The organism is Thermoleptolyngbya sichuanensis A183 (assembly GCF_013177315.1).
GTDB classification, from domain to species: Bacteria; Cyanobacteriota; Cyanobacteriia; order Elainellales; family Elainellaceae; genus Thermoleptolyngbya; species Thermoleptolyngbya sichuanensis.
This window is the reverse complement of record NZ_CP053661.1, coordinates 5,411,337-5,432,146: the sequence shown is the minus strand read 5'-3', so window position 1 is coordinate 5,432,146 and position 20,810 is coordinate 5,411,337. Positions and strand designations below refer to the sequence as shown.

The following is a 20,810-nucleotide window of genomic DNA, read 5'->3' as shown; positions in this document are numbered from 1 at the left end:
ATTCAAGCTTGCTGAGACACCTCACCGGGCCGTAATCTTGGACGATAGAGCCAGAACGCCAACCCTGAGTTTCAGCCCTGAGAGTCTATGGAACAGCCCAGCCCGACCGAGACCCGTGCTGCCAAACGAGGGCGATCGCCCTGGAAAGCGCCCTGGAGAGTCGCCAGTATCGCAGGCACGGTTTTGGCCGCAGTTCTAGCCGCATCGTCCACGCTGATTCCGGCGTTCAGCGGCTGGCTCTCGCACACGCTGCTGGTGCTGGCGGCCACCCTCAGCATTACCAAAGATCTGCTGCTGGTGGGCGGCATCGCGGTCTTGGTTGCCAGTTTGCTGGCCCCGCTGGAGGCCCTGGGCTGGTGGGCAGGCTGGTATGGTGAGGATCTGCAAACCCTGGAAGCACCGGGAACACTGGCAGAACCGCTGCCCGAACCCGGCACCATCACTCGCTACGTCATTTATCTGGATGGCATTGCCCAGGGAAAGTATACCTACCTGCCCGACGTAGAGGAATTCCTGGCCACGCTGGCAGCCGACATGCCCGATGACATCGTGCTGATCCAGGGCATCATGTCCTACTCCGTGATGAATCGATCGCTCACCGAACGGCGGATGCTGGCATTTTTCTGGCGCATCGTCGATCGGCTGCAAATGTCGCCCTCCAGCGGCATCTTTGGGCTGTTGCTCTCGTTTTTGATTAACATCCGCAACGTGCTGGTAGTCGCCGTGACTGCCGATCAGCGCTACGGCCCGATTTACGGCCAGGGCACAGCGCAGGTCATCTTCAACAGCCTGACCCACTACGGCTATCAGCCTAATAGCGGGGTTCCGGTGACGCTGCTGGGCTATAGCGGCGGGGCGCAGGTGGCGCTGCGGGCGGCGCTGACGCTAAAGCAACTGCTGAAAGCGCCCATCGACGTGATCTCGCTAGCGGGCGTGGTCAGCGGCAATCACAACCTGTTGGAACTGGAGCATCTCTATCATCTGGTGGGCGATCGCGACTGGGTTGAAAAAGAAGGTGCAGTCCTGTTTCCCCAGCGCTGGCGGCTGTTTCCGCTGTCGCCCTGGAACCGCGCCCGCCAGCGCCGCAAGATCACCATTTCTTCCCTCGGCTCGATGGGGCACAACGGAGCCGACGGCCCCTACAGCGTCACTAAGCGCTTGCCCGACGGCCGCACGCACCTAGAGGCAACCGTCCGCGCTGTGTCCGATATTTTGCAGGGCAAGTCGGCGCTGGTGAGCAAAATGCAAGTCGCCAAACCTAGCAACTACGAGCGCTATTGGCAAGCCGAGTTTAACCGACCCGACTATTATCCGCTGGATCAAACCGTAGACTCAGGCCTGTATCGGGCGATCGCCCCCTGGATGGGCCGGCTGATCTTGCCCAAACCGAACGAGCGGCGGCAGGTGCGCGGCGTGTGGTTTGAGGTGCATCACGCGCCGCCAGAATATGCCCATCTGGTGGGTCAGGTGGCTGTGCTGCGCTGGCAGCAAACGCCGGGGATTCAGTTCTTTTTGCAGCAGACCACCCGCGATGTCTTTTTTAGCGAAGAGACGGAATACAGCATTTGCCAGGGCTTGGTGCATCCGCTGCGAATTGACCGCTGGCAGCGGGTCGATCCGCTAGAGTCGCTGGCAGGCAGCCGCCCCTACGACGATGTGCTGGTGATGCTGGACGAGCCGCAGGTGAAAGATGTCCAGATCGGCGGCGAAGGGCGATCGCTCCTCGCCATCACGCGAGAACCTGTGCAGATCACGGGTCGCTATTATGCCTTGGCCAGGCTTCTGGAACCCGTCGATGCCGAGGGATTGCCCCTGCCCGCTTCCGACGAGTCTGCGCCAGAATTTTTCCGCATTCAGCATTTCAACCGCGCCACGCGCCAGTTTGACGGGCCCACAGAAATTGCGCGGTTTCCCCCGGTTATTCCCGATGCAAACAACCTGCCGCCTGCCGGGAATCGGGGACTGGAGCTGTCTCCTGCGGGGCGCGATGGCTGGTATCTCTATGGCGCAAAGGACGCAGCGGGTCGGTTTGTGGTGCAGGCGATCGCCCCCCGTGCGCTCCTGCGCTTGCAGCCGGATCAAACCATTGGCGATCGCCGCGAGGCGGGGCAGTTCCTCCGGCGCGGTATCTGGGAAGACATTGCCACGCTGAAGGGCAACGTCCGCTCGACGCTGCTCCTAAATGCCCTAAACGAGAACTTGGCTGATTCTCCGAATGCTCCCCCGGATGCCCCTGCGCCCGCCAATGCCCCACCCTTTGCCGAAGGCTCCCGGGCGCTGGTGATTCACCTCTACGGCGGCATCGGCGGCGCAATGGCAGAACCCCAGGCGCAGGGCCCGCTATACTTTGGGCATTTTGCCTACGGCGTGGCGACCGTGGTGCGCGAACCACTGGCCGACGAGCTAATCTTCGACATTCACTACCACCAGGTCTATACCCACAACACCGACGGGGTGATTGCGGGAACGCTATCCTGGCAGCGATTTTTGGGCGATCGCCAGTTTGGCTGGCTGGGTGTGCGACCAGTGTGCGACCTACTGATTCAATACGATCCGTTCACCAGCCCCTTCGACTTTGGCGGCGTAAAAGCCTCGGCGCTAGACGGACTCGTGACCCAGCTTGAAATCATGACCGCCCGCTACCGCATTGGCGACGGCACAGGCGGAACCTACGTCGGCCCAGCCCACAACTGTTCGCAAGACTCCAATCAGGCCTTCTACGCAGCGGTGAAAAATCTGGGCGACGCGCTCAACCGGATGCCGGAACTCAAAGCCTGGCTGGATGAACAGCCCGACCAAGCAGCCCGGTTTGACCAACTGGTGCAGTTGGGGCGCTTTATTAAACGCGAGATGCTGCCGCTGGGCACGGCCCGCGCCGACTGGAAAACGAACGACAGCACTCTCGGCGTTAGCCCCGAAAGCGAAATTCTCTATAATCTCACCGTCGGGCTGATTAGCTGGCGGACGCTGCTGCCCCGCCTCGCCTGCGAAACCATTGCCCGCCAGTTTCTCAACCAGGGCGCACAGATTTGGGTGCTGCAAACTTGCCAGGTGGGGGGCGATCGCCCAGAGATTGCGCCCGTCGCGCCAACGCCGTTGGGCTGGTGAACGAAAAACGAAGAGGGAAGAACGAAGAGGGAAGAACGAAGAGAATGCTTTTATTCTGGTGCGTCACTCGCGGGAGTATCACCTGTCGGGTTGTAGAGGACGGCGTTTTCTTGCTCGTTGGGGTCGTTGCGGGAAACTAGGGCGCGGGCGGGTTCGGTCTGGCTGAGGTTGTGAGGCTGGTGGGGAACGCCAGGGGGAATAAATAGGAAATCGCCTGTTTCGTTGATGACCGACTGCCGAAGTCCCAGCCCATAGCGGGTTTCGACGCGCCCCTCTAGGATGTAGATGGCGGTTTCGTAGTCGCGGTGGAAATGCGGCTCGGCAGAGGCTCCCGGCGGAATAATCACCAGGTTCATGGAGATGCCCTGCGTCCCTGCGGTGTTGCCAGAAATGCCGACGAAATAGGGCAACCGCTGGCGCGTCAGGGTTTCTGCATCGGGACGCACGGTAATGATTTCGCCGTCGTTGGGCTGGGGAGCGGTGGTGTCTGCCCCGCTCATGCCCTCATCGCTCACCTGCTCTGCCTGGGCTGCTTGGCGTGAATCTTGTTGCAATGCCATCGAACCGTGTCCTCCGAGCCAGCATCTAAATTTCTCTATCTTCATCCTAATCGGCAGATTTGCACCTGACCCTGCGAACGACGCTTGCGCCGCCATCTCAGCCGATAATGGAACCAGCAGTTGGAAACCTTGCAAGTCAACGTTGCAGACAAGGCACGGAGTGCGATCGTCATGAATTATGTTGTAGCAATTCTTCCTGACCGCATTCAGGCAGAGGCGGCCTATTCGGCGCTGGAGGCGGCAAACCTACCCATGAGCCAGGTCAGCATTTTGGGGCGCGGCTACAAAAGTGCCGACGAATATGGCTTCCTCGACCCTAAAAAGCCTGCCCGCAAGCAGGCGTTGCTCATGGCGACGTGGCTGGTGCCGTTTGGCTTTATTGCAGGGGTGGCGTTTAACCTGGCGACCGCGTATCAACTGGTGCCCTCGGCGGGCGTGCTGGGCAATCAGATCATCGGTGGCGTTTTGGGGGCGATCGCCGGAGCAATGGGCAGCTTCTTTGTTGGCGGCGGCACGGGGCTGGTCTTTGGCGGGGGCGATGCCCTCCCCTATCGGAATCGCCTCAAGGCGGGGAAGTATCTGGTCGTGGTGAAGGGACAGCCCAACCTGACGAATCAGGCCACGAAGATTTTGAAACAATTTGACCCAGAAAATATCCAGGGCTATGTCGAGCCAGATTGAGCCTTGCCAGGTTGAGCCTTGCCAGATTCAGTCTTGCCAGGTTGAGCCTTGCCAGGTTGAGCCTTGCCAGATTAAGCCTTAACAGGCTGGTTGTGTCGCCAAGGGCGGTCTGGAACGGGCAGGTTCCGTAATTTTTCTTAACGTGCCTGAATCGTTTGCAAGTCCATTATGAAACCCAGAGATTGCACCCTTGGTCAGTCCAGATCCGTGCCGCTATCCGGATAGATCTTCACACAATCGTTAAATGGGGTTGGTGCAGTTGTGGAATTCCGGGGCACACTAAACCAGATGGGTATAAGCCTAGTGGACTCCAGTGACCCGTTCCGTTTTGCCGTGAAGATTTGAGGGCAACATGAGCATTGAGAAAATCGTCGAGCAAGCGCTTCAAGATGGCTACCTCACCCCCGCGATGGAAGCTGAGGTTGGGCGCATTTGCGATACGGCTTCCGAATTGTCTATCGAAGAGTATATGGCCCTCGATCGGCTCATGGGGGCGCTATTGACCGGCGAGGTGGTCGCGGTGCCCCGCAAGCAGTTCATCAACGTGATGGAAGAAATGGTGCTGACAGAGGCGATCGCCCGCGTTGCCGAAATCGAAGCCACCAGCGATTGCACGCTAGATTTGGGCGACATTGCTGCCTATGCGCTGAACCGACTGCCGCCCATGTATGCCACGACTGAGGAAGGCGCAGACTATCAGCGCAGCCGTGCCCGCGAAGACCTGCAACCGCTGATTGCAGAACAGGTTGCAGAGGCGATCGCCCGCAGCGTCAACCGCCCCGACTTCTATCCCGAACGCCAGGCCTTGGGCAAGAGCGCCAGCGACGAGGTGTTGGGTCAGGTCAGTACGCTGCTCAAAGCCTACGCCCACAAGTTTGAAGCACACGCCTAGAGACACACGCCTAGAAAAGGGTGAAAATTGGCGATCGGGGAATCGGCTTGCTCTCAATTCTCGATTTTGGCTTTGTGATTTGGCTTTGTGATTTGGGTCTGCGCTTTGGGTTGGCCTATGCAGTGAACTCAGGGCTTCCTGTGAAAGTTGCAAGCCAGCCCTGAGCGGTCACCCGGTGCTGCTGTGGGCGCTGTAGCGCAACACCCCCTTAACCCTCAACTGCCAAGCCCCAACCCCTCGCGCCCTGATGCGTCAAAAAAGCCGCCGTGCCGTGGGGAACACACACCACGTCTGGGCTGAGCCGGATGCCCGGTTGCAGGTCGATTTTTGCACCCGTGCTGAGCAGGTGTCCGAGGGTGGGGCGATCGCCCGTCTGCATTTGCAGCAAATGCTCGTCACTGAGGTATAGAAGTGCTGCGATTTCGCTGCTGGGCTGGGGCTTTGCCCGCAGAGATGCGTCAAAGGCAAGCAAATAGTAGGTCTGCGGACTGCTGGCCAGGCTGCCGTAGCTGGAGTGGGCCCGCTTTTCTAAAATCAGCCGGGGGCGCAGGCCCGATTCCAGCAGGCGCACCGTGATCACGTCCCCTTCAGCACTCAGAAAATAGGTCTGCTCGGCGCTGTGAATCGCAGAAACCACCGCGCCGATTTCTTCAGCGCTTTCTCGCAGGGCGCAGTCTGTCCAAGACTCGTCGGGCGATCGCCGCTTGCCGCCTACCCCAAAAAACCGCAGGCGATCGCCGCCGTGAGTCAGTTCTCTCCGGGGAATCGAAAAGACGTGATACCCCTCCCACCGCAGAAACAGTGCCGCGCCCGTAGGGGTCGTTCGAGAGATGAAATCAGACAGTGAAATGAGCATTGACCGACTCAGAACTATCAAAACAGAACGATCAAAAAGGGAGACAAAATGGAGACGTTTGCAGGGAGTTGCGTTCAGGAAGCGATAGCCACCAGCGCCTCCCCTATTTAAGCCTGCAAAAAGTTAAGACAGGGTAAAGCGACACAAAACGATCCCTCTTTGGGGATCACCACCGATTTATTCGTCAGGATTACGAAGCAAAATTACGATAAGACTTACGCAGTTGGACGATTTCTCGCGGGTGCAGCCCGCGAGAAATCGTCCAAAACCCAAAAAGTTTAATTGCAAGTGCGTAAGTCCTATTACGAATCGGAGTGGGGCGGAGGATTAACCGACGGATTGACTGAGGGATGAACCGAGGAGTTGACCGTGGCAGCTTCTACTGCTCCCTCTCGGAGGGCGACAACGACTGGGCTAGACCCTGCAAATTTTGCTGCCAGCTCATGGCGCTGATTCACCAGATACACGCTTACCAGCGTCAGCACTACACCAATCCATTCTTGTCGGGTCAACTGTTCCCCTAGCGTCAGATTGCTAAAGAGAAGAGCAAAAACAGGGGTCAGGAAAATCAACGCGCTGACGCTGGTGACATTGCCCGTCGCCGCCAGGTAGAAAAACATGCCGTAAGTAATCGCCGTGCCGAAAATCGTCGTGTAGCCCAGTCCGGCCCAGTCGCCCAGATTCAGCCCCGACACCTGACCTGCCTCAGTCAGCGCTGACAAGAGCAGCAGGGGAACCGCGCCGATAATCATGTGCCAGCCTGTGCCCACAATGGGATCGGCGTGTTTGCGGACGTAGGTGACGATGATTGTGCCAAAGGACATGGCCAGCGCCGCTAGGATCATCAGCAGTTCGCCACTTTGCATCAGCGTCGCCCAGCTAAAGGCTCCGCTTGGCAGGCTGAGGTTGCCCTGGAGGGTGGACTGGATCGCCGCCTCTGGTAGACCGCACAGCGCTACGCCCAGCACCCCGATCGCCAGCCCAATCCAGCCCCAAAGCCCAATCACGTCGTTCAGAAGGAACCGCGACAGCACTGCCACAATCATCGGCTGCGCGTCGATTAGCACGGCTCCCAGGCCTGCGCCCGTATGCACCAGCCCTTCGCTCAGGAAGCCCTGAAACAGTGCGCCATCCACTAGACCGAACAGCGCAATCCAACTCCACGCTTTCCAGCCCTGAGGCTGCGGCAGTTTGGCGATCGCCCCCACCAGCAGCACCAGCAGCCCCGCAGGCAGGAGCCGAAATCCTGCTAGAAACAGCGGCGTGGTGTGGGGCAGAACAAATTTCATCACCACCATCGCCGTCCCCAAAAAGAAGAAGGGTGCAACCAGGACAATGGGCGATTTGGCGAGGGCGGGCGTAGATGGGTTGAAAGACATTAGGACACGAGGGGGTGACAGGGTGGCAGAGGGACGGAATCGTAAACGCGAACGCTAAAGAGGGTTGGCGGACTGGCGGAGGGATGCGGAGAGCGATCGCCCTGTGCCGCCGCGCCGCACCAGGATTAGCTCAGCGGCGATGCTGACGGCAATCTCTTCTGGAGTGAGGGCACCGATGTCTAGCCCAATGGGGGCGTAGATGGTTTGCAATTTGCCAGGATCAATGCCGCGCTGGGCGATCGCCTGATAGACCTGGCGCACACGCTTTTCGCTGCCAATCATACCCAGGTAGAAACAGGGCAAATTGCGGCTTAGCAAACAGTCCAGCGCCTCTAGGTCATATTGGTAGCCGCGAGTCAACAGGGCGGCATAAAGCTGGGGATAAGGCTCTAGCTGGCGCAGAGCGCTGGCAATCGGCTCGGCAAAGATGCGCGTCGCCTGGGGGTAGCGGTCGGCGTTGGCCCACTCCGGGCGATCGTCCTGCACCATGACCTGAAAGCCAATGAGAGCAGCGACTTTGGCCAACTGTTCGCCAACGTGACCTGCACCGACGATGAGCAGAGCAGGTGGCGGCTGTAGCGTTTCGACAAAGGCAGATTCGCTGAGGGCGATCGCCTGTCCATTCCCCAACTCATCGGCCAGGTAGGGCGACTGATCAGGAGCAAGGTCAGTAGCAGGGTCCATAGCAAGGGGCGTGACCAGGGTGGCGGGCTGTCCCGACTGGAGGCGATCGCAGATGGACTGGGCCAGGGCGATCGCTCCCTCCCCCTGCCAGCGCTCCACCCAAACCTGCATCCAGCCGCCGCACACGCCCTGAATTTCGCGGTTTGGCGCACCCGACAGGTCAATCTGCACCCGCTGCTTTTCGCCCGATTTCAGGACGGCTTGCGCGGCGCGAATCACCTTTGCCTCACCCGCCCCGCCGCCAATCGTGCCCCAGAGTTGTCCATCTCCCCAAACCAGCATCCGCGCCCCCACCTCCCGTGGCACCGATCCCCGCACCTGGATGACCGTTGCCAGGACAACCGGATGATGCTGTAAAAGGATCGCGAGTTGAGAAAAGCATTGGATAGACATCGGAGCAGTGCTGGAAGGGGTGGAGTCATGGAGTCATGGAGTCACCGGGGGCTAGGGAGTGCTAGAAAGCCATCGTCCCACTCCCCCTTCGCCCATTCCTCCATCACCCGATTACTCCGCTGAGCCAAAGCGCAGCGTCATGAAGATAAACCGTGCTACGAAAACCGCCGCCAAAATCCAGGTGGCCAGGCTCACTTCATGGGCTTTGCCCTGGAAGGTCTTGGCCAGGGGATAGGCAATGAAGCCCAGGGAAAGGCCCGTGGCAATGGAGAAGGACAGCGGGATGAAGAAGATCGTGAGGAAGGCGGGAACGGCTTCGGCAGGGTCGGCCCAGCGAATGTCTGCCGCGCCTGCCATCATCAGCACACCCGTAATCACCAGGGCCGGAGTCGTGGCGTAGGCAGGAATCGCCTCAAACAGCGGCACCAGGAAAATCGCCAGGGCAAACAGAAGACCCGTCACCAGGGCCGTAAAGCCCGTACGGCCACCTTCGGCCACACCTGCCGCCGATTCCACGTAGCTGGTGACGGTCGAAGTGCCGACGATCGCCCCGGCCGTTGTGCCCACGGCATCCGCCAATAGCGCCTGATTTGTGCGGGGCAGTTCGCCAGTCTCTGTCAAGAAGCCAGCCCGCTTGCCCACGCCCGACAGCGTGCCTACGGTGTCAAACATATCCACAAATAGAAACACCAGCAGCACCGCCAGGAAATCAATCCAGTTGTTGCCCGTGACCATGCCCAGCCCGCTAAATGCCTTACCGAACAGATCGACGGGAAACTGGGGTGCGCCAACGATGCCCTTGGGCCAGGGAGACACGCCCAAAATCCAGCCCAGCACCGCCGTTGCCAAAATGCCCCAGAGCAGTGCCCCGCGTACCCGCCGCACCAGGAAGGCCGTCGTCAGGGCAATGCCAAACAGAGCCAGCAGTGCATTGGGATTGCCCAGGGTACCCAGCGTGGTTTTGGTGACGGGACTGGCAGCGATCAGCCCTGCGCCGCCCGTGGCCGGGTCGCCGGCTAGCCCAATGTAGGCGATAAAAAAGCCGATGCCCACAGAGGTCGCTGTTTTCAGCGTCATCGGGATAGCATCGACAATCTGCTTGCGGATGTTGGTAAAGGTCAGAATGATAAAGATGATGCCTTCCACTAGCACTGCCGCCAGGGCCAGCCGCCAGTCAAAACCCAGCGTCAGCACGACGGAGTAGGCAAAGAAGGCGTTCAGACCCATGCCAGGAGCCAGGGCAAAGGGATAGTTGGCCACCAGCGCCATGACTAGCGTGGCGATCGCCGCTGAGATTGCCGTTGCAAACACCTGTTCGCCAAACAGATCTCGCGGTTCTTGCAGGAAAATCGCGTCCGACAGGATCAGCGGGTTGACGACCAGGATGTAGGCCATGGTCATAAAAATGGTGAACCCCGCCAGCGTCTCAGTCCGAAAATTCGTGCCGTATTGGTCGAACCGAAAAAAGTTTGCCAGTTTTGCCCATATGCCGCTGTATTGCGGTGTGGGCAGTCTGGGTTCCGACTGGAGAACCTCAGGCTCCATAGTTGATACTCCCTATCGTTAACGATGTGCTAATTGGTTGCAATTTCGCCGGTTGAGAAATTGGTTGGATAGCGCAAGGGTGAAGGAGAAACGGAGAGGCGATCGCCCCATAGAACCTCACAGAAGAGCCTCCTAGAAAGTGAAGGAATCGAGAGAAAGCGCACGTGCCTCAGCCCCTTCACTTCAGCTCATTGCGTTCAGCCCAGAACCAAGCTCAGACAAAACGTGCCCTATGCTACAAATAGGGCTGCTTCAAAATCACGAATGCTGGCAAAAAGCCTTGCGCTAATCCGGGTCATGAAGCCCTCATGCTAAAGTTGTCGCCCAGGGTTCATTGTGATTTATAATACATTTTTACTTTTTTTTAGTCTGCCAAGAGTTTTGGTTTGCCTTGGGATTATTGCGCTTTATCGATTCCTGTCCCTTGAGCGATCCCATCTTGACTTGAGCTGCTGAAAAGGGCGTAGCTGGAGAGTCGCTGATTGAGGGCGCGGTGTGGTTTCTCTGCGATTTTTCTCGCAGGCGGTGCTAGCAAACTGGGGGAACAGGGCATACTGAATCAGTAGTGAATCATTAGTCGTGATCCATTACTCGTTATCCATCTATAGCCGCTGGGGAAGGTGCAAATCTTGGCTAGATCCTAGCGATCGCCCAGCCTGCTATCCCCACGCTGCTGGTTTGCAACGCTTCACCTGCTAACTATTGAGACTCCAAGGACGATTTGAGCATGTCCATCGAGACCCTTCAACCTGCAAATCCTCGCGACGTGAACGTGTACGCACCCTACTATCAGGGCCGCAAGCGCAACGCCCTGCCCCTCGCCATCAGCCTTTATCAAAAGGGCAGCCTCGAAGGGTCTCGCAAGATCGAGGGAGGAGAGAGCATTCCGTTTGTGGCCAGCTGGAGCGTGTCGTCGCTGCCTGCTGACCTAACGCGCTGCCGGATGCAGTTCGATGGCAACGCCGAGCTAAGCTATGAAGTCACGCTGGCAAACTTTGAGTTTGTCGATTTTTTAATCGATGTCATTTTTTACTTCAAATCCAACCGGATAGCAGACTTTTCGCAGGGTTTCTACCGCAAGCTGCTGCGTTTGGATGAATAAGCAGGGTTTCTGAACTCGCCTCCCCCCCTTGTGAAAGCAGAGACCTCCTCTACAATGAGGAGAAGTCCGCAGCGGCGGATGGGTCTTGCAGAATACCTGTGTCTTTCAAAATAAGGTGGGTGGGTGAGTCTGTGCAGTATTTACTCGTTGGGTCTCCCGAAGCGTATAGTGGCAAATCTGCGATTATTCTGGGGCTGGCGCACCTGTTTCAAGAGAAAGGGGTAGATATTGCCTACGGCAAGCCAATGGGGACTTGCCTGAGCGAGTCTGAGGCAGACACGTTAGATGAAGACGTGCGGTTTATTGCCGCGACGCTGAACCTGCCAGAAAGCCGATTGCGCCCCACGCTGCTCTCGCTCGATCCCAATACCATCGCCCGCCGCATTAAGGGTGAAGACTCTACCCACTATCAGCAGGCGCTGGCCGCCTACGGACGAATGCAGGGTGGCAGTTTGGCGCTGCTGGAGGGGCCAGGAACGCTGGACGAAGGCTCTTTGTTTGACCTGACGCTGCCGCAGATGGCGGAGGTGCTGGGTGCGCCTGTGCTGCTGGTGTCTCGCTATCACTCTGACCTGGTGGTGGATTCGCTGCTGGCCTCGAAGCGGGTGCTGGGCGATCGCCTCCAGGGGGTGCTGCTAAACGACGTGCCGCTGGATCAGGTAGACGCAGTAGATGCCAACGTCCGCTCATTTCTGGAAAGCAAGGGAATTCCAGTGCTGGCGGTGTTGCCCCGGAGCGACTTGCTGCGGAGCGTCAGCGTGGCGGAACTGGTGCATCAGCTGAATGCGGAAGTGCTATGTCGCCCGGATCGGCTGGATCTAATGGTGGAAAGCTTGAAGATCGGCGCGATGAACGTCAACGCTGCGCTGAAATATTTCCGCAAGTCGCGCAATATGGCGGTGGTCACTGGGGGCGATCGCCCGGATATTCAGCTTGCAGCGCTAGAAACCTCGACCCACTGCCTGATCCTGACGGGGCAAATTCCGCCCACGCCTGCCGTCCTCAGCCGTGCCGAAGACCTAGAGGTGCCCATTCTCTCGGTGGATCTGGACACGCTGACCACGGTGGAAATTATCGATCGCACCTTTGGCCAGGTGCGCCTGCACGAATCCATCAAGGTGCAGCATATTCGCCAGTTGATGCAGAGCCACTTTGATCTGGAGCGGCTGATGCGATCGCTCGGTCTGGAGCCAGTAGCCACGGCCTAGGGATTCCCGCCACATCCGGTTTGCCCTGGTTCGATGCAGCCAGTCCTGCTCCGAAAGCTTTACACAGCTTTACAATGGAAGCAGGATTGAGGGAATCGCTATGGCAGAAAAAATCGTCAAGTCTGACGCTGAGTGGAAAGCGCAGCTTACGCCGGAGCAGTATCACGTCACTCGCAAAAAGGGCACCGAACGCGCCTTTACCGGGGCCTATCACAACAACAAGGCTCCCGGCATTTACAAGTGCGTCTGCTGTGGCACGCCGCTGTTTAGCTCCGAAACCAAGTTTGACTCTGGCACGGGCTGGCCGAGCTATTGGGCCCCACTGGCGGCCGAAAACGTAGGCTACGAAGAAGACAACAGCTTCTTTATGCGCCGGGTCGAGGTCCACTGCGAAACCTGTGGCGCACATCTCGGCCATGTCTTCAACGACGGCCCCGCGCCCACGGGAATGCGCTATTGCATCAACTCCGCTTCGCTGACCTTTGAAGAAAAGCCGGAGTAGGTTCGCGGCGTGGGAATGGGGAACCGCGGAATTGAGGGGGATTGCATCACTCCATGCCCGCCCCCGCTTTGACCAAGATCCCCGGCTCCCGCAAATCCCGCAATGCAGCGCTGCCCGTGCAAAGTAGGACGGTGTTGAGTTCTGCAATCAGGGCTTTGATCAGTTCATCTAAGGCTGCGTCGGAGTCGGCGGCGGCTTGCAGGAAGGGGAGGGCAAGTCCGCCCAGGTCTGCCCCCAGAGCGATCGCTTTGGCTACGTCCAGCCCGTTTCGCAGGCCGCCAGAGGCGATCAGGGGAACCTGGGGGGCGATCGCCCGGATTGAGGTAATGCAGTCGGCGGTGGGGATGCCCCAGTTTGCAAAGGTATTGCCCAGCCGCCGCTGGAGCGGGTCTTGGGCGCGTTCGCTCTCCACCCGGGCCCAAGAGGTTCCTCCTGCCCCCGCCACGTCGATTGCCCCAACGCCACAGTCCACAAGCCGTTGCGCCATTCGCGCAGAGATGCCGTTGCCCACTTCTTTGGCAATCACGGGCACGGGCAGGGCGTTGCACAGCGCCGCGATTTTGTCGAACAGGCCCCGAAAGTTGCGATCGCCCCGCGTTTGCACACACTCTTGCAGCGGGTTCAGGTGTAGCACCAGCGCGTCTGCCCGGAGCCAGTCCACCACGCGCAGACACTCCTCCACACCATAGGTATAGTTCAACTGCACCGCGCCCAAGTTGGCAAATAGCAGAATATCCGGCGCGACGGAGCGCACGGCAAAGGTAGACACCACCTCTGGATTTTCGATGGCCACGCGCTGCGACCCCACGCCCATCGCCAGCCCGTGCCGCTGTGCCGCCGCCGCCAGCCGCAGGTTGATCACTCGCGCCAGATCCGTGCCGCCCGTCATGGAGGAAATCAGCAGCGGAGCCGCCAGCGCTTTGCCCAAAAAGGTTGTATGCAAGTTCAAATCAGCCGGAGCCAGTTCTGGCAAACAGCAGTGGGTAAACCGATAGCGCTCTAGCCCCGTGGTGAGGTGCGACTGGACGTTTTCCTCTAGGCAGACGCGGATGTGTTCGGCTTTGCGGGCTTGAGTGGCGATCGCTTGCTCGGAAGGGGCACTGAGGGCTTGGGCAGGGGCAGGAGAAAGGGAATCAATCGGTCGCGTCATGCTGAATGGAATGCGGCTTTTGCATTAGCTTTTGCATTAGCTACAGACACTAGTGTGCCATGCGATCGCCCTTCCACTGGCATCTTCATGAAAAACGAAATATGATCGCTCGCTGGGTAAGAAACTGCTCTGGGGGCATCGATTGAGACGGACTGTTTTGTTTACAGCGTTTGTCTACGGCTCTCAGACGGCTTCTCACACAAGGAGCTATTCCTATGCCCCGGTTTTCGCTAAAGCGGGCGATCGCTCTCTGGCTGATCGTACCAGCCGCCCTCCTAGCGCTCACGCTCAGCTAATCTCCCTACAGCGGTCAATATGTCAAGTCAATATGTCAATACGTAGACTCCTCGGCATTGTTGAGATTCAACCCAGCGCTGGCCAGACCCTTTATTTGCATCACCGCATTTTCGACTGTATTGAGATAAGACATCTGTATTGAGACACCGACCCAGTTTCATTGCGAGGATTGATGCAGCACAATGCTCAAATTGCGGTTCGTTCGCCAAACAAGACCCGACCCAGCCGGATGATGGTAGCTCCGGCTTCGACCGCTAGGGGATAGTCTTCTGACATTCCCATCGACAGTTCTTCCATTCGGATCGTTTTGAGGGTTTGATGGCGAATTTTTTCGGCCAGTTCGCGAGTTTGCAAAAACACCGATTTTGTCACGTCTGGATTGAGTCCGTAGGGCGGAATTGTCATCAGCCCCACGATGTCCAAATGCTGACAGTCGTCGAGCAGGGGCAAGTCAGCCAGCAGTTCTGGAACTGTCCAGCCAAATTTATTAGGGTCAGGGAGAATTTTAACCTGGAGGCAGACACGCGGGCGGGTGGGGCGATCGCCCGCTAGCTGATTGAGGCGCTGGGCCAGCTTGAGGCTGTCTACGGAGTGAATCCAGTGAAAATGGTCGAGGACTTTGGCGGCTTTGTTGCTTTGCAAATGCCCGATGAGGTGCCAGGTTACATCGCTCAGGTCTTGCAGTTCGGCTTGTTTGGCGATCGCCTCTTGCAGCCGACTTTCGCCAAAGTCGCGGATGCCTGCGGCATAGGCCGCCCGCATTGCATCGGGAGACACTTGCTTGGTAACTGCCATCAGCCGCACCCGATCGGGCAGCGTTTGACGAATTTGATGAATCGTTTGGGCGATCGCCTCAGGCGCAGCAGCACTCATGCCCATCTCTTCTAACGTGGACTCAAGGAATCATCAAATCTGCAAATTTGCAGGGGTTCCGCACAGGGTTAACGGAGCGAATTACTGAAAGGTCTGTTTATAAACCAGTTGCAATGCCGCATACTCCGCTTCACTGCCGCTGCGTCGCAGCCCCCGCAGACGATTCTCCAGCAAAATGCGGGCATCTGAGCGACCTATCGGCTCAAACTGTAAGCCCTCTGACGAGGCTGTCACCAAAAAGAACAGCCGCTGCGCGTAGAGCGTCGCGAACAGATCTTGGTTTGCGGTAACTTCGCAAACTTGATAGAGCAGCCCAAAGGTTGGGTGATTCAGGTAGGATTCGCGACTCATTCGAGTTGCATTGGCTCCTGATGGCGGGGCGGATAGCGATTGAGCGAATTTCATAAATTGTTAAATGATGACAGCAGAGTAGCAGAGTGCGGAACGACAGAGAAGCGCAACTTTCAGGAGGTTTTGGATGGCTGCTAAGAGCCTTGGCTGAGAGTCTTGGCTAAGACTTTTAGCTTAAGGGATTCGGTAAAAATCCTGCCTCAAACGCTCAACCGAAAAGCCTCATCAACAGTCTTGTCTTACAGGTGATGCAGACAGCAGGTGATGCAGACAGCCCAACTGCACGGTTTCGCTGCTGACGACAAGACCCAAGTGAAGACTTTTGGCTCAGTAAACCCGCCCAGGTAATGTTAACCAGGTAGCGTTGACCCGATGCCCCTTATTTCGCCCTATGGCCCAGAAACATTGCCGTGGCGATCGCATACTCTCCATCATGGCTCAGGCTGAGTTGCCAGTTGCCGCCACCCACACAAGCCGCCCATTGGGCTGCCGTGCCGTGTAGACAAACCGTTGGCGCACCGTTTCCTTGCCGCTGAATTTCGACATCGGTATAGCGAATTCCTCGCCAGCCCGTGCCCATTGCTTTGACGACTGCCTCTTTTGCTGCCCATCGTCCCGCCAGTCTGGCAATGCCAACCTGATTTTCGATGGCTTGGGCGCAGGCTTGCCAATAGTCTTGCTGCTCGATAGCAGTGTAGACCTTCTTCAAAAAGCGATCGCCAAAACGGTCAATTAACGCCCTGATTCGAGGAATATGGACAATGTCCGTCCCTAGAGAGATGTTTGGAGAGATGTTCAATCGTGCCTCAAAATGCATTCACAGTAATACTGTATGCTAGTTTGTATAATGCTGCTACAAAAACAAGTTTTCTTTAAGTTTTTATCGGCAGGTTAAGACATTTCTCACGGGGTTAGCAAACGGGATCGCAAGAGCTTGGCGACCTGTCTTAACGTTTCGGCGCTCTGCCCCTGTTAGCTGCCCCCGTTAGCTGCCCCAGCGGATGCGGGCAAAGATAAATAGCACCAACGCAGCGATCGCCAGCCAGTCGAGCCAAAACACGCGAAACTGATGCCACTTCACCTGATGGCGGTTGGGACTGGTAAAGCCTCGCACCTGCATGGCGCTGGCAATCTGCGTAGCGCGAACCAGCAGGTTGTCCACTAGGCGTTCTGCGACGGTGAGGGCGACTTGGGAACTGCCCCGAAACCCCAGCTTTCGCCAGTTGATGGCGCGGGTTCGCACGGAGCGGATTAGGTTTTGAATTTCCTCTAGCACCAGCGGAATAAAGCGCAGCGAGAGCGTCAGCGTCAGCACGATTTCGGTGACGGGAATGCCAAACCGCCCTAGCGGTCTTAGCAAACTCTCCAGCCCAGCGGTAATTTCTTCTGGCGCGGTGGTCAGCAAAAATAGATTCGTACTGACCAGCAGCGTGAAGACCAGCGTGCCGACTCGGATGCCCAAATTGAGCGATCGCCGCGTGACGCGCAGCGGCCCTGCCTGAAGCAGCACATACTGATAGCCATTGCCCAGGTTCAGCGTTATAGGGGCATCCTCCCCGACGGACGGAGTTGCAGATGAGGGCGACGGAGGCACCGTGATGCTTAGCTCGTCCGCAGGGGTGCGCGGCTGATGAGTAACCGTCAACCCGTCAGGCACGACCAGCGTCACCAAAAACAGCAGCAGGCTAAATCCCGCCGCCAGCCCGACCTGTCGCTTCCAGACGCGCAGCGGCAGCAGCGTACTCACCATCAGCGCCAGCAGCCAGCCCACCAGCGATAGCCGCCAGTAGGGGGTCGCGGCGATCGGGGTTAGCACAAACGCCATCAGCCAGGCCGCCTTGACACGGGGATCAAGCCGATGCAGCCAGGTGACGGGTTGCTCCAGATATAGCCCGATGGGGAGCGATCGCAGCAGATCCATAGCCGTTCCGCTTACACCTTCGTCGCTCTGTTTGCAGAGCCGCGCTCCACTTCTCGCAGCTTTTTGCCTCGCCAAAAGAAGCGAACTGGCGTACCCACAAAGCCGAGCGACTGGCGAAACTGGCGCTCGATATAGCGGCGATAGTTGTCGTTAAACAGGTTGGGATCGTTGACAAACAGGGCGATCGCCGGAGGTTGCGTACTCACCTGCGTACCGTAGTAAATCTTGCCCTGGCGACCCTGGCGCGTGGTCGGCGGCGAGTGCCAGTTGCCCGCTTCCTCCAGCACTTCGTTAATCACCGAGGTCGAAACGCGGCGGCGATGCTGCTCGGCAGCCCGGTTCACCAGTTCCAAAATCTTCTCCACCCGCTGCCCGGTCATCGCGCTGACAAAAATCGTCTCTGCCCAGTTGGTAAAGTGCAGCCGATCTTCCAGGTGCCGCTGGTATTCGTAAATCGTGTGGGAATCTTTTTCGATCGCGTCCCATTTGTTGATCACTACAACGCAGGCTCGCCCATCATCGGCAATGCGTCCAGCCAGTTTCTGATCCTGCTCGGTCACGCCGTCGATTGCGTCGATTACCAGCAGCACCACATCTGCCCGCCGAATTGCCTTAAAGGCCCGGTTGATCCCAAAGAATTCTGGGCCATATTCCACCTGCTTTTTCTTGCGGATGCCTGCGGTGTCGATGAGTCGATAGCGCTGTCCGTTGCGCTCGACCTGCATGTCGATCGCGTCGCGAGTGGTGCCTGAAATGGGGCTGACGATCGCCCGCTTTTCTCCCACAAATGCATTCAGCAGACTGGATTTGCCGACATTTGGCCGCCCCACAATCGCCACCCGAATCTCATCGGTTTCTTCAATCTGCTCCGTCGGCGGCAAAAAAGTAATGAGTTTATCCAGCAGATCCCCCGTGCCGCTGCCATGAATCGCCGACACAGGATGAGGCTCGCCCAGCCCCAGGCTCCAAAATTCCGCTGCCTGAATCAGCCCTTGCTCCACCGACTCGCATTTGTTGACCGCCAGCAGCACAGGAACGGACTGTTGCCGTAGCCAGGTGGCGATCGCTTCGTCGGCCGCCGTCACGCCTGCCTGCCCGTCTACCACCATCACCGCCACGCTCGCTTCGGCCAGCGCCGCCATGGCCTGCTCTCGAATCAGCGGCAAAAATTCTGTATCATCATCAAACACCAGCCCGCCGGTATCCACCACCAGAAAATCGCGGTCATTCCAAAAGGCTGGCTTGTACGTGCGATCGCGCGTTACTCCTGGCTCATCATGCACAATCGCATCCCGCACCTCCGCCAGTCGGTTGACAAAGGTAGACTTGCCCACATTTGGGCGGCCAATAATGGCGACAATCGGGAGTGACATGGGAAGGAGCAGGGTTGGCAGTTAGGGACTGGTTCAGCCTTGATCCCGCAACCCAAATTGACACAGCTTTTCTATTGTGACGCACAACCGGGGGATCAGGGGTCAGGACTTACGGACTTGAAACCGATCGACCCGAAACCAGACTCAAGGGGGAACTCTGGGGGTTCCTGATTTTTGCTTTTACCCAATTCGCTTTGCTGCTGCCTGCGCGTCCCGCTTCAGCCCTTTGGCAATCCGAAATAATTCCTTACCCGTGTGCAAATACTGCTCGTTGTAGCTAGTGACAAATCGCTCTAGCTCGTCGATGCCGTCGCCCACCTGGCTCAGGCAATAGAACAAATCAGCGGCGACCTTTGCCGTGCTGGGCGGGTTCGACATAGATTTAAACGTAGTCTGCGCCTTGTGCAGCAAGTCGCGGGATTCGTCCAGATACGCCTGAAATGCCTCTAGCAATTCGTCATCAAACGGATCATAGGCAAGATCATCCAGTTGCTCTTTAAGCGGATTCAAAATTTTAGATAATAGCCGATTGATGGGCTGATAAACCCGGTGGAGCCATTGCTTAATCTGCTCGTCATCGTCTTGCCCGGTCTGGCGCTGTTGATAGCGGCGCTGGGCCTCGGCGGTGCGCTGTTGGCGACTGCTTGTCGATTCTTCATAAACGTCAAAACCCGCCGCTTTCAGCCGTTCTGCATCGTGCAACTGCTGATCGTAGGTGCGGCGACGCTGGGGATCACCCAGCACTTCGTAGGCGGCATTGATGGTTGCAATCTGATCGTGTCCGTCTAGTTCGGGATTGTGATCCGGATGAAACTGTTTTACCAGACGGCGATAGGACTGCTTGATCTCAGCCTGGGTCGCCGTCTGGTGAACGTCCAGAGTTTTATAGTGGTCTTGCTGCTGCATACGCCTATTGTAAGGCGTGTATAAGGCGTGTCCTTGAGCGACTTAGGTAGAGACTCAGGCGCTCAGTGAACCAGACGCAACCAGTTCTGGATCTTGGAAGAGGGGGGTGCTGAGATAGCGCTCACCAAAGCTGGGCTGAATCACCACAATGAGCTTGTTGGCGTTTTCGGGACGCTGACCCACTTTGATTGCGGCCGCCAGCGCTGCGCCGCTGGAAATCCCAGAGAGCAATCCTTCCTCGCGGGCCAGCCGACGACCATAGGCGATCGCCTCTTCATCCGTTACGGTCACCACTTCATCGATGATTCCTGTATTCAACACCTGCGGCACAAAGCCCGCGCCAATGCCCTGGATCTTGTGGGGGCCGGGGCGACCGCCCGACAGCACCGGACTGTTGGCGGGTTCAACGGCGATCGCCCGAAATCCTGGCTTCTTCTCTTTCAGCACCTCGGCCACACCCGTCAGCGTACCGCCCGTCCCGACACCAGAGACTAGAATATCCACCGCACCATCGGTGTCCTGCCAGATTTCTAGCGCCGTCGTGTCTCGATGAATTTGGGGATTCGCCGGATTGCTAAACTGTTGCAGCATATAGGCATCCGGCAACATGGCGACGATCTGCTGCGCCCGCTGGATGCAGCCACTCATACCCTCGATTCCGGGCGTCAGCTCCAGTTCCGCCCCAAACGCCCGCAGCATCGCCCGCCGCTCAGAACTCATAGTGTCCGGCATCGTTAGGATCAGCCGATAGCCCTTTGCCGCCGCCGCCATTGCCAGCGCAATCCCCGTATTCCCGGAGGTCGGCTCCACCAAAACGGTCTTGCCCGGCTCAATCTTGCCTGCCTGTTCCGCCGCCTCGATCATGCTGATGCCGATGCGATCTTTGACTGAAGCAGACGGATTCATGCCCTCTAGCTTCACCACAATCTGCGCGACACACCCTTCCGCCTGAGGAATCCGGTTCAACCGCACTAGCGGCGTACCACCAATCAACTGAGTAACGTTCTGAGCAATTCGCATGGTTAGATT

The 20,810-nt window shown here is 57.9% G+C and carries 19 protein-coding genes; 6 read left to right on the top strand and 13 right to left on the bottom strand.

The annotated features are described in order from the left end of the window. Positions 1 to 87 precede the first annotated feature (87 nt). Positions 88 to 3,108, top strand: a complete 3,021-nt coding sequence (locus HPC62_RS22560) for a CAAX protease (RefSeq protein ID WP_225910588.1) — start codon at positions 88 to 90, stop codon at positions 3,106 to 3,108. A 50-nt stretch (positions 3,109 to 3,158) separates the two neighbouring features. Here the strand turns inward: HPC62_RS22560 and HPC62_RS22555 are convergent, their stop codons facing one another. After that, positions 3,159 to 3,608: a cupin domain-containing protein gene (locus HPC62_RS22555; RefSeq protein WP_172359127.1), complete on the bottom strand. Its 450-nt coding sequence runs from the start codon at positions 3,606 to 3,608 to the stop codon at positions 3,159 to 3,161. 231 nt (positions 3,609 to 3,839) lie between these two features. On the opposite strand from HPC62_RS22555, the gene HPC62_RS22550 reads away from it, so the two are divergent. Further along, a complete protein-coding gene (locus HPC62_RS22550) occupies positions 3,840 to 4,349 on the top strand; it encodes a hypothetical protein (RefSeq protein WP_172358619.1) in 510 nt (169 codons plus the stop codon). Between the two features lie 352 nt (positions 4,350 to 4,701). Next, positions 4,702 to 5,241 (top strand): late competence development ComFB family protein, encoded by a 540-nt coding sequence (locus HPC62_RS22545; protein WP_172358618.1) that lies wholly within the window; start codon positions 4,702 to 4,704, stop codon positions 5,239 to 5,241. A gap of 208 nt (positions 5,242 to 5,449) precedes the next feature. On the opposite strand, the gene HPC62_RS22540 is transcribed toward HPC62_RS22545, so the two are convergent. The 4 genes from HPC62_RS22540 to HPC62_RS22525 form a co-directional block, all read right to left on the bottom strand. Continuing rightward, positions 5,450 to 6,097 carry an NUDIX hydrolase gene (locus HPC62_RS22540; protein WP_172358617.1) on the bottom strand — a complete coding sequence of 216 codons (648 nt, stop codon included), beginning with the start codon at positions 6,095 to 6,097 and terminating at the stop codon, positions 5,450 to 5,452. Positions 6,098 to 6,399: 302 nt separating this feature from the next. Then, entirely contained in the window at positions 6,400 to 7,476 is a 1,077-nt protein-coding gene (locus HPC62_RS22535) for a DMT family transporter (protein ID WP_172358616.1), read from the bottom strand. 54 nt (positions 7,477 to 7,530) lie between these two features. After that, positions 7,531 to 8,553, bottom strand: a complete 1,023-nt coding sequence (locus tag HPC62_RS22530; protein ID WP_172358615.1) for an XdhC family protein — start codon at positions 8,551 to 8,553, stop codon at positions 7,531 to 7,533. A gap of 111 nt (positions 8,554 to 8,664) precedes the next feature. Beyond that, a complete protein-coding gene (locus HPC62_RS22525; protein ID WP_172358614.1) occupies positions 8,665 to 10,098 on the bottom strand; it encodes an NCS2 family permease in 1,434 nt (477 codons plus the stop codon). A 727-nt stretch (positions 10,099 to 10,825) separates the two neighbouring features. Between HPC62_RS22525 and ebsA the strand changes: the two genes are divergently transcribed. The 3 genes from ebsA to msrB all read left to right on the top strand — a co-directional run bounded on the left by ebsA (position 10,826) and on the right by msrB (position 12,910). After that, the gene (ebsA, locus tag HPC62_RS22520; RefSeq protein WP_068508424.1) at positions 10,826 to 11,200 is read left to right on the top strand and encodes a type IV pilus biogenesis protein EbsA; all 375 of its coding nucleotides are present in this window, start codon (positions 10,826 to 10,828) and stop codon (positions 11,198 to 11,200) included. 119 nt (positions 11,201 to 11,319) lie between these two features. Beyond that, on the top strand, positions 11,320 to 12,408 hold the full coding sequence (locus tag HPC62_RS22515) for a phosphotransacetylase family protein (RefSeq protein ID WP_172359126.1): 1,089 nt from the start codon (positions 11,320 to 11,322) through the stop codon (positions 12,406 to 12,408). Positions 12,409 to 12,508: 100 nt separating this feature from the next. After that, positions 12,509 to 12,910 carry a peptide-methionine (R)-S-oxide reductase MsrB gene (msrB, locus tag HPC62_RS22510; RefSeq protein ID WP_172358613.1) on the top strand — a complete coding sequence of 134 codons (402 nt, stop codon included), beginning with the start codon at positions 12,509 to 12,511 and terminating at the stop codon, positions 12,908 to 12,910. A 46-nt stretch (positions 12,911 to 12,956) separates the two neighbouring features. Here the strand turns inward: msrB and fni are convergent, their stop codons facing one another. The 8 genes from fni to cysK form a co-directional block, all read right to left on the bottom strand. Then, positions 12,957 to 14,060, bottom strand: coding sequence for a type 2 isopentenyl-diphosphate Delta-isomerase (gene fni, locus HPC62_RS22505; RefSeq protein WP_172358612.1), 1,104 nt, complete (start codon positions 14,058 to 14,060; stop codon positions 12,957 to 12,959). A 483-nt stretch (positions 14,061 to 14,543) separates the two neighbouring features. Next, complete coding sequence (locus tag HPC62_RS22500; protein WP_172358611.1) at positions 14,544 to 15,230, bottom strand: YggS family pyridoxal phosphate-dependent enzyme; 687 nt, start codon at positions 15,228 to 15,230, stop codon at positions 14,544 to 14,546. An 81-nt stretch (positions 15,231 to 15,311) separates the two neighbouring features. Beyond that, positions 15,312 to 15,581, bottom strand: coding sequence for a transcriptional coactivator PipX (pipX, locus tag HPC62_RS22495; protein ID WP_068508416.1), 270 nt, complete (start codon positions 15,579 to 15,581; stop codon positions 15,312 to 15,314). Between the two features lie 379 nt (positions 15,582 to 15,960). Continuing rightward, positions 15,961 to 16,380: a holo-ACP synthase gene (gene acpS, locus HPC62_RS22490; protein WP_228721673.1), complete on the bottom strand. Its 420-nt coding sequence runs from the start codon at positions 16,378 to 16,380 to the stop codon at positions 15,961 to 15,963. Between the two features lie 186 nt (positions 16,381 to 16,566). After that, positions 16,567 to 17,502 (bottom strand): energy-coupling factor transporter transmembrane component T family protein, encoded by a 936-nt coding sequence (locus tag HPC62_RS22485; RefSeq protein WP_172358609.1) that lies wholly within the window; start codon positions 17,500 to 17,502, stop codon positions 16,567 to 16,569. Between the two features lie 11 nt (positions 17,503 to 17,513). Further along, positions 17,514 to 18,875: a ribosome biogenesis GTPase Der gene (gene der, locus HPC62_RS22480; RefSeq protein WP_172358608.1), complete on the bottom strand. Its 1,362-nt coding sequence runs from the start codon at positions 18,873 to 18,875 to the stop codon at positions 17,514 to 17,516. Positions 18,876 to 19,055: 180 nt separating this feature from the next. Continuing rightward, the gene (locus HPC62_RS22475) at positions 19,056 to 19,781 is read right to left on the bottom strand and encodes a J domain-containing protein (protein ID WP_172358607.1); all 726 of its coding nucleotides are present in this window, start codon (positions 19,779 to 19,781) and stop codon (positions 19,056 to 19,058) included. Between the two features lie 54 nt (positions 19,782 to 19,835). Continuing rightward, complete coding sequence (cysK, locus tag HPC62_RS22470; protein WP_172358606.1) at positions 19,836 to 20,801, bottom strand: cysteine synthase A; 966 nt, start codon at positions 20,799 to 20,801, stop codon at positions 19,836 to 19,838. Between the last annotated feature and the right edge of the window lie 9 nt (positions 20,802 to 20,810).